The following is a 12871-nucleotide window of genomic DNA, read 5'->3' on the forward strand; positions in this document are numbered from 1 at the left end:
TTTTCAAAAGCAAATGTCCTCGTTGTCATGAAGGTGAATTTTTCAAGTACAAGCTAAATTTCAACCCAAAAAAAATGACTACGTTACACGAAAATTGCCCTAAATGTAACTTTAAATACATGATGGAACCTTCTTTCTTTTTTGGCGCCATGTATGTTAATTACGCACTGGCAGTGGCACTTTTTATTGCTATTTTTATTATAGCAAAGGTATTTATCGGATTGTCTATTTTACATAGTTTTATTGCTATTGTAATTGTTTCTTTAATCTTAACTCCAATTACTATTCGTCTTTCAAGAATTATATGGATTAACCTTTTTGTGAGTTACAAAAAAGACGCTAAAGAATTACAATCAGAAAAGTAGTTTTTAAAATACAATCATATCAAAACAAAATAGCTTCCTGATTATAGGAAGCTATTTTTGTTTGTGAACGTTTTTAGATTCAAATCTTTTAATATTGATCTCGCTATCTAGTTTTTCACCGTTTTCAAGGTGATTAAACAAGTTTTCAGCAACAATTGGCGCTACCATAACTCCGCGTGTACCTAAACCGTTTAAAACCGCTAATTGAGCGTATTTAGGATGGACGCCTACTAAAGGTCTTCTATCTTTTACCGTAGGACGTATTCCAGCTGATTGTTCTATCACTGTATAAGGCACGGAAATAATTTTCTGAAGCTTGTCTTCTAACTCTTTTCTCCCTTCTTCTGTTGGAATAGAGGTTTTATCTGTCCAATTAAACGTTGCTCCAACTTTATAGTTATCATTTCCTAAAGGCATCACAAAAACACTTCCTTTTAACAGAAAGTCAATTTGCAACTCAGGAGCGTGAATGGTTATTGTTTCTCCTTTAGTTCCGTTAAGTGGCAAGTAATTAAAAAACGGATTTTTTTTCAACCCAAAACCTTCACTAAATACAACCTGTTTAGCAATTATTTCATTGTATTTAACTTCAGCATTATCTTCAATCATTAATTTTGAATAATCAAAAGCTTCTTCTACAAGATTCCCTAAGGAATTGATATATTCTTTATAGGCAGTAACTAATAATGGCGTATCTATTCTTCCTGTTCCTGTTAACTCTCCAAAACCAAAATCGCCAATTACTCCTTTGATTTTTTCCTTTTGAATAGTAGGATTCATATAATGAGACAACATCGGCTTGTCTGAAGCTATAAACCAATTATTCTCATCGCCCACACTTGTAAACACCTTCTTTGTCTTGAAACTATAATCTAATTTTATATTTAATTTTTCTTCTAACTTTTTATAAAAAGGAAGTGCTTTTTGCAACTGCTCGTGACCGTTCCAAACAGGTGTAAATCGTTTTAGAATTACAGGATTGTATACCCCTCCTGCTACTACAGATGACATTTGTGAGTTGTTTTCAAAAACTACAAAACTTTTGTTATTCTCTATCAGCTTTTCTATTAACGCTATTCCTGATAACCCTAAACCAACAACTATATAATCTACCTTTCTAATCATACCTCAAAAATACTATTATTACAACAAAAAAGAGCTTGCAATGCAAGCTCTTTTTTGTTTATGTATATAGCAGAATTCTAGTAATTCCACATATCCATTTCACGATCACGAATACCTTCTTTAATTCTATTCGCTTCTAATAATTGGAATAAAGAGTTTCCACGAACATACTCAGAGATAGCTCTGTCACCATAGATATTTTCTTCCTTTAGAATTGTAGAATTAAAACGTCTTGCGTTTAACAAGTTATCGTAAGACAATGGTTGCGCTGAATTTTCAGGGTTGAATACTTTAGAGTTATGTAATGTTTCTCTTGCATCTGGAAAATATACCCAGAACAACTCGTATACATTTTCTTTATCATCAATTTCTTCAACTCCCATTACTTGTACATCTGGTCCCATTGGAGCTAATGCTAATAAACGATACTTTAACTCACCTTGACGCTTATCAAAATACCATAGACCTTTTAACATATATCCTTTGATATCTTGAGATTGTACATAGTAAGGATCTACATAATCACCATTTTGGCGCTCGTTGTAAGTCATTAACTTAACTTCATCCATCCCTATTTTGGTAGTGAAATAAGAGTCATTGTAAACTTCTTTAATTTCACCATTTTTAATTCCTTTTAATAGAGTATCAAATAATGAACGTCTTGTTAATCCAGCATTCGCAGTATCAATTGGGTAATAATAAGGGAGATTTATTTTTTGATTTAAATCTACATATTCCCACACCACTTTAGACCATAACACATCTCTATCACTAATATAGCCATAAGGAAGTGGTTTGTCATCTTCTGAAGCTATTTGTGCCTCAGATTTAAATCCAATTTCATCTACCTTTTTAGCATTTAAAAGGTTAGCTTGTGCACTTGCAAAACTTGTGGCTGCAAATGCGAATAAAACCATATAAAAACGCTTCCAATTCATACTTTCTTGTTTTTACTTATTAATTTGTAATTTCTATAGCAACAGGTAATACTTTTTTGATGCTATAATTAGAGCCAGAAACTGATGCTTTAATATCAAAAATAGTAATTACATCATTTCTTCTAGCTTTATTTAACGCTGCTTTTGCTCTAGGGTTTAATCTGGTTCCGCTAACTGGAATAGCTACTTGACCAGGAACTTTAATTTTAAAGCTAGATACGTTTAATTTTAAATCGAATAAGAAGTCTGGTAAACCAGCTGCAATACTAACATTTCCTAAACTTGCCTTTGGCATTTTTACTGTACCGTATTGTCCTCTTACCATACCTACCGCTGGTGGTATGTCTTTAATTCTAAATTTCTTTACAGAACGTACTCCTTTATCTGATCCTGCTGGTGTACCAGTTACAACGATATTTACTTCGCTTCCTTTACCAGGATACATAGTAAATTTATCACCACTTACTCTTTTTAAACCTGGTGCATTTGCAGCAACTTTGTTACTTGGTACTCCTGGAATAGAAATAGTTAATGGATTAGCTAAACCACGATATACAACGTTCATCTTATCTGCTGAAACTAATGCTTCATTTGGTCTTGGAATTACAGCATACGCTCCTTTGATATCTATTTTAACAATAGAATCTCCTTCTTTAAATTGGAACTCTCCTTTTAATTCTTTATCTCCTACGTTTCCTGCTGGACCGTCTAAGATAACTTGACCTGCTTGAATTTTATCTTTCTCTATTTCCTCACCATTTACGATAACTTTCTCAGCTGTTAAGTTAGGATCTTTCTTTCCTAAAACAATTTTACCTGATAAGTTTTCTCCTGGGTAGTATGCGCTCTTGTCAAAAACAACCATAGCCTCGTACTTGGTCATAGAAACTGCACTTTGTAACTCTCCTTGTAATAACGCTGTTAAAGCATCTGATTCAGTGGCTTTAATATCTGCTTGAATTTGAGTTAACTTTGTTAAAGATGCGATTAAAGGAAATCCTTCAAAGTGATATTTTAACCAATCAATTTTCTTACCATCTTTGTTCTCTTCTTTGTCTGTACTAAAGCGAGCAGCGATAACTCCTGCAACTTCTGTACCTTCTAAAGCCGTTACTGCATCATTTCTGAATGCATCTATCTTAGCAACAAATTCTTGTCCTGCTTTTGATATTTTACCTCCTTTAAAGAATAATTCGTCTAAAAACTTAGACTTATCCATTGTTTCATATGCTTGCTTGTCTTCTAAGTCACCAGTCATTTGGCTCTTTAAATCTCCTACATAAGCATATAGTTCATCTGCAGCTACTTTTAACTTATCAGTTTTCTCTTTAGCTTCACCATATTGTTTAGCTTGTTCTGCTGCTTTTTGAGCTAACGTTTCGTAAGCTGTTTTATTTTTCTCAGTTGCCTTTTCGTTTGCTACTGTTAACTTTTCATTCATTAATCCAAAGGCTGATAATACCTCTTTACTCATATTCATTGCTAACATTGCAATAAACACTAAGTACATCAGGTTAATCATCTTCTGCCTTGGTGATAGTTTTCCTCCTGCCATATTAATTAGTTTGTTTCGTTAATTATTTAGATAAACTAATTAATTACTTGTTAGACATTGCAGATAACATTCCACCGTAAACTCCATTTAACGAAGATAAATTCGTTGCTAAAGATTGCATTTGCTCTTGTAAACGTTGAGAGTTTTCAACCATTGCAGAGTTTAAGTCAGCTTGCTTACTAGCATTCTCTACTTGTGTTTGGTATAAACTGTTTAAAGATTCCATTTGAGCTGCTGCTCTAGACATTTGCTCGTTATAGCTATTTGTAGCTGAAATTGATTGAGAAGCAGATGCTAAAGGCTCTACCGCTCCTTGGAAACTCTTAATGCTATCTCCTAAACGAGATACTAATTGTGCGTCTAATTTAGCTTCACTCAAGATATTATCTAACTTTTGAGATAACATGCTTTGTGCTTCAGCAGGAGAAGCTTCTTTTGCTTTTTTCCCTGTTGCTTGACCGTCAGCTAATTCTGGATATACTTTAGTCCAATCTAAATCGTCTTCTACTGCTTCGAAAGCTGATAATGCGAAAACTGCTGCTTCCACTATCATACCTATCATTAATACTTCATTTCCAAAAGGCCAGTGTAAAATTTTAAATAATGCTCCAATGATAACTACTGCGGCTCCTAAACCGTAAGCCATATTGAACATCTTCTTAGTTGATTTTGATTGTGCCATAATTTTAATTTTTAAATTTTTGGGGATTAATATTTATTCTTGTTTTCTTCTTAATTACTCTTGTTTGTTCCTAAATAATCTTGAACGGTTCTAAATCCGATATAACTTCTTGCTGTATCTGCATATTCCCAATCACGAGAACTTACTTCTAAGAAATAGGCTACATCTTTCCATGAACCTCCACGGATAATTTTTCTTCTGTTTTCTTTAATTTCTACGTTAGGGTTCATTGTAGATCCCATGTAGTAAGACATTTGGTTGTACGCTGTATTTGTCCATTCAGAAACGTTACCTGCCATATTGAATAATCCATATTCATTTGGATTGTATGACATTGCTTCTACTGTATATAAAGCTCCGTCTGCTGCGTAGTCACCACGTACTGGTTTAAAGTTTGCTAAAAAACACCCTCTATCACTTGTAGTACTTGGTCCACCCCAAGGATATTTAGCATAGTCTAAACCTCCACGAGCTGCATATTCCCATTCAGCCTCTGTTGGTAATCTGAACGCTGGTACTAATCCTAACTTTCTTCTTGAACGTTGGAAGTTATTTTTAGTTTGAGTTCTCCAGTTACAAAATGCTTTTGCTTGATTCCAAGTTACACCTACTACTGGGTAGTTTTCATATGCTTTATGAGCAAAATACTCTTGGTGCATTGGATCGTTGTATGAATAATTGAAATCTTTAATCCAAACTGTGGTATCTGGATATACATTAATTACTTCGTTTTTTAAGAAATCTTTTCTATTCTTTCCTGTTCTTGCTGCCGCCTCATTATCAAACCAGTAGTATCTGTAGTTTAATAATTTAGTATTAAAAGTTCTAATTCCGTTTAAAGCCTCGTCTTTCTTAATATATAAAGAATCCATTACCTCTACATAATCAGCATCTGGATATTCAGGAGCTTCCCAAATAATTTCTTCTTCCCAGTTTAATGGTTTTAAAGAATCTAAACCAGCTCCTAACTCATAGTAGTTTTCACGCATATACTTTTCGTATGGAGTTTCATTTACTGTATCTTTTGATGCAAATGCATATAATTGAATACCTTCAGCTCTTCCAGCCCCTTCTCCTTCACCAGCTCCCATTGAAGCAAATTCTGCTTGATAAGCCAACCTAGTTCTTGTAATAGAATCTCTTACCCAAAATACAAAAGCTTTATACTCGCTATTTGTAATTTCTGTTTCATCCATATAAAATGGTTGTACAGTTACGGTTTTTGTTGGCGCGTTCATAGCTCCCATAGGATCTTCATCTTGTTTACCCATAGTAAAAGATCCTCCTGGTATTTTAGCCATTCCATATGGTTTTTCGGCAAACCATTTTCTTGTAGACTTTACTCCTACTAACTCTCCTCTATCTCCACTTGAACCACAAGAGTAGATGATAGATACCAATAATGCAAGTAATGCTATTTTTTTCATATTATATCTTTTCTTATAAAAGAGGCGTAAACCTATTATTTTTTTTATTAAAAAACAATTACGAGTTATATTTTTTCACACATTATACAACTTTCTCCTAAACAAGCTTTTGCAAAGCTTTATACCACCTTTCAGGTGTTTTTTGTTGTAGTGCGAGTTCATAATCTCTATAGCTACATGGTATTAACGCATGTCTTTTGTGTTTATTATTCGATATTAAATTTATTTCCATCCACCAACGACCACTTTTATCACTTTTATAAAAGTTTATTGGGTCGTCATCGCTTAAAAGCACTGTAAATTTTTGATAACTCTCTTTGGTTGCAAACGGATAATCTTTTGCTCTAGAGTTCATTCCTTCAATAAAGTACCAAATTATTTGAGCTATCAATTTTGCTGTTTGACTGTTTGAGTCTAACATAGCATTGTACTCGTAAATTCCAAAAGAAGTTACTTTATCACTTATCCCTGCATATCGTGCTATTGCACAAATTTCTTCTCCGTAAAACCCATTTGGCGAAGCATTTTTGTTTGCTGGTGCTTCACTTTGACGAATACTTCCTATATCTACACTCACAACATCTGCATCTCTCATTATAGGCTCTACCAAAGTAATGTCTTTTACTTCTCCTAACCTATATGCATCGAAATACAATTTATCTAACAGTTCTATTTCTTCTTGTGAGTTGAAATAGGTTTGATATCCTATATTACTAAAATTAAAAAGATTGTTAGGTTCTTCCATAACAATTCTACTTACATACGATTTTGATGTAAGTTCCTCTTCTAACGAGCCTATATCGAATCGGCTGTCAACCGATACTAAATTAACGGTTTGTTCTAAATTATCGTAAGCCCTATAATTCGCATAGGTAATATCTTGCCCACCACCTATGATGATAGGCAAAATATTATTCTTTAGTAAAAATTCTATTGATGATTTAACCGCAAAATAAGTATCTTCTACGGTATTTCCTTTTTCTATATTTCCTAAATCAGCAATTTGGGTAGTCCATTTACCAGCATACAACTGATAAAAATGTTTACGAATTTGGTCTAAACCATTTCCACATCCTTCATTACCTACGGATCCCCTTCCATCTTTAACCGCTAAAATGGCTATTGAAACGTCTGTTAAATCTGGAAAACCATCTTCAACAGTATGAAGTTGAACTATACTACCTAACACCGAAGGCGCTTGCTCAATTACATGAGCTGCTATAGATTCTTCGATAGGTGTAAAGAAGTCAAGATTCATTTATTGGGGGATTTTAAGAGCGCTAATATAGCAAACTATTTTTTATAGAAAGCCTCTTTATTTCTTTTTGGTTACTTTCTTCTTTGTTGTTTTCTTTTTTGGCGTTTTTGCTTCTATCATCTTAACTGCTTCTTCTTGCGTTAATTTCTCAATCTCTGTAGTTTTAGGTAATTCTACCTTTATTTTACCTTTAATTACATTAAAACGACCCCAACGTGCTTTTTCAACTCGAATACCAACTTCCTCAAAATTATGAATTAGTTTTTCGCGTTCTTTTTTCTTTTTATCTTCGATTAACTCTTCTAAATCTGACTGACTTAGATTATCAAAATCGTACTTTTTGTTAACGTTGATAAAGATTGAATTCCATTTGATAAAAGGTCCAAAACGACCAACTCCTTTTTGAATTGGCATTCCTTCGTACTCACCAATAGGCGCATCTGCTTTACGTTTAGCTTCAATTAATTCAATGGCTCTATCCATATCTACCGACATAGGATTTTCATCTCTATCAAGCGATACGTATTTTCCATCGAATTTTATGTAAGGACCAAATCGACCATTTGCTACTTCTACTTCCATACCTTCATAATCACCTAAAACTTTTGGCAACTTAAACAAGTCCATTGCTTCTTCGTAAGTGATAGAATTCATCGTTTGATCACCTTGTAAGCTCGCAAAACGTGGCTTTTCTTCATCGGTAGCCTCACCAATCTGAACCATTGCTCCGTAACGCCCCAAACGCACATATACATTCTTGCCACTTTCAGGATCTATACCTAACAAACGTTCTCCTTTTGCTCTTTCAGCATTCTCAGCAACATCTTCTACTACTAGATGAAAGTTTTTGTAGAAATCTTTAATCATTGCAGTCCAATCCTCATTTCCTTCAGCAATTTCATCAAATTCGTTTTCAACTTTAGCGGTGAAACCGTAATCTAAAATTGTTTCAAAATTAGCTACTAAGAAATCATTTACAATGTTTCCTATATCTGTCGGAACCAATTTCCCTTTATCAGAACCCACTCGTTCTGTTAAAACTTGTTCTGATACTAGTTGATTTGCTAAACTTAACTGAATATAATTTCTTTCTTTTCCTTCAACAGTTCCTTTTTCAACATACTCTCTTCTTTGAATCGTTGAAATTGTTGGTGCATAGGTTGACGGACGTCCAATACCTAACTCTTCTAACTGTTTTACCAAAGCAGCTTCGGTATATCTTGCTGGCGGACGCGTATAACGTTCTGTTGCAGTAATTAATTCGTTTATCAATGATTCATTTACTTCCATCTTAGGTAACATTCCTGCTTGCTCTTCATCTTCATTATCTGTTCCTTCTAAATATACTTTTAAGAAACCTTCAAAAGTAATTACCTCCCCATTTGCTGTAAACTGCTTCTTGTTTTTTGTATTGTCTATTTTTACAACCGTACGTTCTAATTGTGCTTCGCTCATTTGTGAAGCTAGCGTACGTTTCCAAATTAAACTGTACAATCTATCTTGATCATAATCCACAGAAACCTCGTGACGTGTCATATCTGTAGGACGAATCGCCTCGTGCGCCTCTTGCGCTCCTTTTGTTTTGGTTGAAAAATTACGTGGCTTGCTGTATTCCTCTCCGTAAGAAGCTATAATTTCTTCTTGCGCTGCATTTTTAGCATCATCAGATAAGTTAACGCTATCTGTTCTCATGTAAGTTATCAACCCCGCTTCATATAAACGTTGCGCCATCATCATTGTTTTAGCTACTGGAAAACCTAGTTTTCTAGACGCTTCCTGTTGTAACGTTGACGTTGTAAATGGTGGCGCTGGTGATTTCTTTGCAGGTTTTTGTTGTAAATCTGCTACCGAAAACGCTGCATCTGCACAAGAGTTTAAGAATTTCTCTGCCTCTTCTTTGGTTGAAAAGTTCTTCGCTAACTTTGCTTTAAACTTTTTCCCTTCAGCATTTACAAACTCTGCATCTACACGATAAGAAGCCTCTGTTTCAAAACTTTCTATCTCACGTTCGCGCTCTACAATTAAACGTACTGCTACAGACTGAACTCTACCTGCCGATAAACCTGGTTTAACTTTTCTCCATAATACTGGAGATAACTCATAACCTACAATTCTATCTAACACACGTCTCGCTTGTTGCGCGTCTACTAAATTATAATTAATAGTACGTGGATTTTCAATTGCCTTTAAAATTGCTTGCTTCGTAATTGAGTTAAAAACAATACGTTTCGTGTTTTCCTCCTTTAGTTTTAATTGTTCTGCTAAATGCCATGCAATAGCTTCTCCCTCGCGATCCTCATCGGAAGCTAACCAAACAGTTTCTGCTTTCTTTGCTAAATCTTTTAGTTTTTTAACTACCGCTTTTTTATCGGTTGAAACTATATATTTTGGTTTAAAATCTCCTTCAACATTTACCCCTAATTCTTTAGATGGTAAGTCTGCAATGTGTCCAAAACTCGATTCAACCTGAAAATCTTTCCCTAAAAACTTTTCTATTGTTTTTGCCTTAGCAGGTGACTCAACTATTACTAAATTTTTTGCCATACGTCTTTATCTCATTATCACTTTACACCTTATTAATATAGGTATAATTCAGTTTGCAAAAGTATATAGTTTTTTTTTAATGTTTAATTTTTAGTAAAACTTTACCTTTTATTAAACAAAACTATCCATGTCAATTTGTCACAAATAATACTTTTTGGTTGTATATTTGCACCCTATTTAGCACGATTTTAGGATTTATGGAACACGTAGAAAAAATAATTGATGAGAAACAACAAGGAAAAGCCCTTGTTACAGAACACAAAGAAGGTAACAACAAAAAGCTTTTTATAGAAAGCTATGGTTGTCAAATGAATATGAACGATAGCGAAATTGTGGCGTCAATTTTAGCAGAACAAGGTTTTAACACCACTCAAAATTTAGAAGATGCTGATTTGGTACTGGTAAACACTTGCTCTATTCGTGAAAAAGCTGAGACAACAGTTCGTAACAGACTGCAAAAATATAACGCTGTAAAAAAAGTAAATCCAACCATGAAAGTTGGAGTGCTTGGTTGTATGGCAGAACGATTAAAAGAAAAGTTTTTAGAGGAAGAAAAAATTGTTGACTTAGTTGTGGGTCCTGATGCATATCGTGACTTACCTAATTTAATTGAAGAGGTTGATGCTGGACGTGATGCAGTGAATGTAATTTTATCGAAAGAAGAAACCTATGCTGATGTTTCTCCTGTGCGTTTAAACTCTAACGGAGTATCTGCCTTTGTATCCATTACTCGTGGTTGTGACAATATGTGTACATTCTGTGTAGTTCCTTTTACTCGTGGTCGTGAGCGTAGTCGTGATCCGAAGAGTATCATTGAAGAAATCCGAAGTATGCAAGAGAAAAACTTCAAAGAAATCACGTTACTAGGTCAAAATGTTGACTCGTATTTATGGTATGGTGGTGGATTGAAAAAAGATTTCAAAAAAGCTTCTGAATTAGCACAGGCTTCTGCAGTTGATTTCGCTCAGTTGTTAGATATGTGTGCTACTGAGTTCCCTAAAATGCGTTTCCGTTTTTCTACCTCGAATCCGCAGGATATGACGTTGGATGTAATTCACGTAATGGCGAAACACAAAAATATTTGTAAATACATTCACTTACCTGTTCAAAGTGGAAGTAACGCAATGCTTGAGGCGATGAACCGTCAACATACTCGTGAAGAATATATGGAGTTGATTGATAACATCTATAAAATCATTCCTGAAATGGCATTAAGCCAAGATATGATTGCTGGTTTCTGTGGAGAAACAGAGCAAGATCATAAAGATACTTTAGAACTAATGGAGCATGTAAAATACAGCTTCGGATTTATGTTTGCCTACTCTGAAAGACCAGGGACGTTGGCTGCTAAAAAAATGGAAGATGACGTTCCATTAGAAACTAAAAAACGTCGTTTACAAGAAATCATCGATTTACAGCAAGAGCATAGTTTATATAGAACAAAAGAAAACCTTGGTAAAGTTCAAGAAGTATTGATTGAAGGAACATCAAAAAAGAATCCTAACGAATGGAAAGGTCGTAATACACAAAATACCGTGGTAGTTTTCCCTAAAGAAAATTATAAAATGGGTGATTTTGTAAATGTTCGTATTGACGATTGTACCTCTACTACCTTAAAAGGTACAGCTGTCGGGTATTCTGACAATAACTAATTTTTAGAAAAGAGAGTCAAGAGAAAAGAAAAAAGACACAATCTTTTCTCTCTATTCTTTTTTCTCTATTCTAAAGAAAGAAATGGAAAATTTACAAGCTATAAAACAACGTTTTGGCATTATCGGTAACGATATACAGTTGAATCGCGCTATTGAAAAAGCGATTCGAGTGGCTCCTACCGATATTTCAGTACTTGTTACTGGAGAAAGCGGTGTTGGAAAAGAAAATATCCCGAGAATTATTCATCAACTGTCACACAGAAAACATGCAAAATATATTGCTGTTAACTGTGGTGCAATTCCTGAAGGAACTATAGATAGTGAATTATTCGGACACGAAAAAGGAGCATTTACAGGAGCTACACAAACCCGTAAAGGGTATTTTGAAGTAGCTGATGGAGGAACCATTTTTTTAGACGAAGTAGGTGAACTTCCTTTAACTACTCAAGTGCGTTTGTTACGTGTATTGGAAAATGGTGAATTTATTAAAGTTGGTTCTTCTCAAGTACAAAAAACAAACGTGCGTATCGTTGCTGCTACCAATGTAAATATGCAAGAAGCTATTGCTAAAGAAAAGTTTAGAGAAGATTTATATTATCGTTTAAGTACTATAGAAATTTCTTTGCCTGCATTGAGAAATCGTGGAGAAGATATTCACTTGTTATTTAGGAAATTTGCAGCCGATTTTGCTCAAAAATACCGAATGCCAACCATTCGACTAGACGAAAATGCTGTAAGAATTTTATTAAACTACAGTTTTCCTGGAAACATTCGTCAGTTAAAAAACATTGCGGAACAAATATCTATTGTTGAAGAAGACAGATTAATCACTCCAGAAAAATTAGTTCAATACTTACCAGAAAACAAGAGCAATTTACCTGCTATTGTTGGAGGAAAATCAACCAGTCAATCAGATTTTGCTACCGAACGAGATATTATGTACAAAATTTTGTTCGACATGCGTAATGATATCAACGACTTAAAAAAGTTAACACTCGACTTAATGCAGAGTGGTAATTTAGAGGAAGTCCAAGAAGAAAATCATCGATTAATTGAACGTATTTATCAGGATCAAGATTTATCAGAAGTTTCAAATGTTGAAGTAGTTCAACTTCCTAAAGTTTCACAACCTCAAGATGATTATGATTATGCTGAAACTATTGAAGAGGATGAAAGTTTATCATTACAAGACAAAGAAATTGAAATGATACGAAAATCGCTCGAAAAAAATAATGGAAAACGTAAGTTAGCAGCGAAAGAATTAGGAATTTCTGAACGAACTCTATACCGAAAAATTAAACAATACGACTTATAAGCTAATTTGT

10 protein-coding genes are annotated in these 12871 nt (G+C 34.2%); 3 read left to right on the plus strand and 7 right to left on the minus strand.

What is annotated here, in order from left to right; translation table 11 throughout:
- Positions 1–74: 74 nt before the first annotated feature.
- Positions 75–365 carry a DUF983 domain-containing protein gene (locus tag ACKTSU_RS11430; RefSeq protein ID WP_408036515.1) on the plus strand — a complete coding sequence of 97 codons (291 nt, stop codon included), beginning with the start codon at positions 75–77 and terminating at the stop codon, positions 363–365.
- A gap of 51 nt (positions 366–416) precedes the next feature.
- Here ACKTSU_RS11430 and ACKTSU_RS11435 read toward each other — a convergent pair whose 3' ends face one another.
- The 7 genes from ACKTSU_RS11435 to topA form a co-directional block, all read right to left on the minus strand.
- Entirely contained in the window at positions 417–1490 is a 1074-nt protein-coding gene (locus ACKTSU_RS11435) for an NAD(P)/FAD-dependent oxidoreductase (protein WP_408036516.1), read from the minus strand.
- Between the two features lie 77 nt (positions 1491–1567).
- Positions 1568–2428 (minus strand): type IX secretion system ring subunit PorN/GldN, encoded by an 861-nt coding sequence (gene porN, locus ACKTSU_RS11440; RefSeq protein ID WP_408036517.1) that lies wholly within the window; start codon positions 2426–2428, stop codon positions 1568–1570.
- Between the two features lie 19 nt (positions 2429–2447).
- Positions 2448–3983: a type IX secretion system motor protein PorM/GldM gene (gene porM / locus ACKTSU_RS11445; protein WP_408036519.1), complete on the minus strand. Its 1536-nt coding sequence runs from the start codon at positions 3981–3983 to the stop codon at positions 2448–2450.
- Positions 3984–4026: 43 nt separating this feature from the next.
- Positions 4027–4665 carry a type IX secretion system motor protein PorL/GldL gene (gene porL / locus ACKTSU_RS11450; RefSeq protein ID WP_408036520.1) on the minus strand — a complete coding sequence of 213 codons (639 nt, stop codon included), beginning with the start codon at positions 4663–4665 and terminating at the stop codon, positions 4027–4029.
- A gap of 50 nt (positions 4666–4715) precedes the next feature.
- Positions 4716–6092 carry a T9SS ring complex lipoprotein PorK/GldK gene (gene porK / locus ACKTSU_RS11455; RefSeq protein ID WP_408036521.1) on the minus strand — a complete coding sequence of 459 codons (1377 nt, stop codon included), beginning with the start codon at positions 6090–6092 and terminating at the stop codon, positions 4716–4718.
- A 97-nt stretch (positions 6093–6189) separates the two neighbouring features.
- Complete coding sequence (locus ACKTSU_RS11460; RefSeq protein ID WP_408036522.1) at positions 6190–7350, minus strand: formimidoylglutamase; 1161 nt, start codon at positions 7348–7350, stop codon at positions 6190–6192.
- 57 nt (positions 7351–7407) lie between these two features.
- Complete coding sequence (gene topA, locus ACKTSU_RS11465; RefSeq protein WP_408036523.1) at positions 7408–9894, minus strand: type I DNA topoisomerase; 2487 nt, start codon at positions 9892–9894, stop codon at positions 7408–7410.
- A gap of 197 nt (positions 9895–10091) precedes the next feature.
- Here topA and miaB point away from each other — a divergent pair, with 197 nt between their 5' ends.
- Positions 10092–11546: a tRNA (N6-isopentenyl adenosine(37)-C2)-methylthiotransferase MiaB gene (miaB, locus tag ACKTSU_RS11470; RefSeq protein WP_408036524.1), complete on the plus strand. Its 1455-nt coding sequence runs from the start codon at positions 10092–10094 to the stop codon at positions 11544–11546.
- A gap of 82 nt (positions 11547–11628) precedes the next feature.
- Positions 11629–12861 (plus strand): sigma-54 interaction domain-containing protein, encoded by a 1233-nt coding sequence (locus tag ACKTSU_RS11475; RefSeq protein WP_408036525.1) that lies wholly within the window; start codon positions 11629–11631, stop codon positions 12859–12861.
- The last annotated feature ends 10 nt before the right edge of the window (positions 12862–12871 follow it).

It is taken from the genome of Tenacibaculum aestuarii (assembly GCF_964510395.1).
GTDB classification, from domain to species: Bacteria; Bacteroidota; Bacteroidia; order Flavobacteriales; family Flavobacteriaceae; genus Polaribacter; species Polaribacter aestuarii.

Excerpts from the sequence above, each read along its gene's own strand:
- ACKTSU_RS11430 (WP_408036515.1), top strand. The coding sequence starts at position 75 with ATGACTACGTTACACGAAAATTGCCCTAAATGTAACTTTAAATACATG.
- topA (WP_408036523.1), bottom strand. The coding sequence starts at position 9,894 with ATGGCAAAAAATTTAGTAATAGTTGAGTCACCTGCTAAGGCAAAAACA.
- ACKTSU_RS11435 (WP_408036516.1), bottom strand. The coding sequence starts at position 1,490 with ATGATTAGAAAGGTAGATTATATAGTTGTTGGTTTAGGGTTATCAGGA.
- ACKTSU_RS11475 (WP_408036525.1), top strand. The coding sequence starts at position 11,629 with ATGGAAAATTTACAAGCTATAAAACAACGTTTTGGCATTATCGGTAAC.
- miaB (WP_408036524.1), top strand. The coding sequence starts at position 10,092 with ATGGAACACGTAGAAAAAATAATTGATGAGAAACAACAAGGAAAAGCC.
- porL (WP_408036520.1), bottom strand. The coding sequence starts at position 4,665 with ATGGCACAATCAAAATCAACTAAGAAGATGTTCAATATGGCTTACGGT.
- porK (WP_408036521.1), bottom strand. The coding sequence starts at position 6,092 with ATGAAAAAAATAGCATTACTTGCATTATTGGTATCTATCATCTACTCT.
- ACKTSU_RS11460 (WP_408036522.1), bottom strand. The coding sequence starts at position 7,350 with ATGAATCTTGACTTCTTTACACCTATCGAAGAATCTATAGCAGCTCAT.
- porM (WP_408036519.1), bottom strand. The coding sequence starts at position 3,983 with ATGGCAGGAGGAAAACTATCACCAAGGCAGAAGATGATTAACCTGATG.
- porN (WP_408036517.1), bottom strand. The coding sequence starts at position 2,428 with ATGAATTGGAAGCGTTTTTATATGGTTTTATTCGCATTTGCAGCCACA.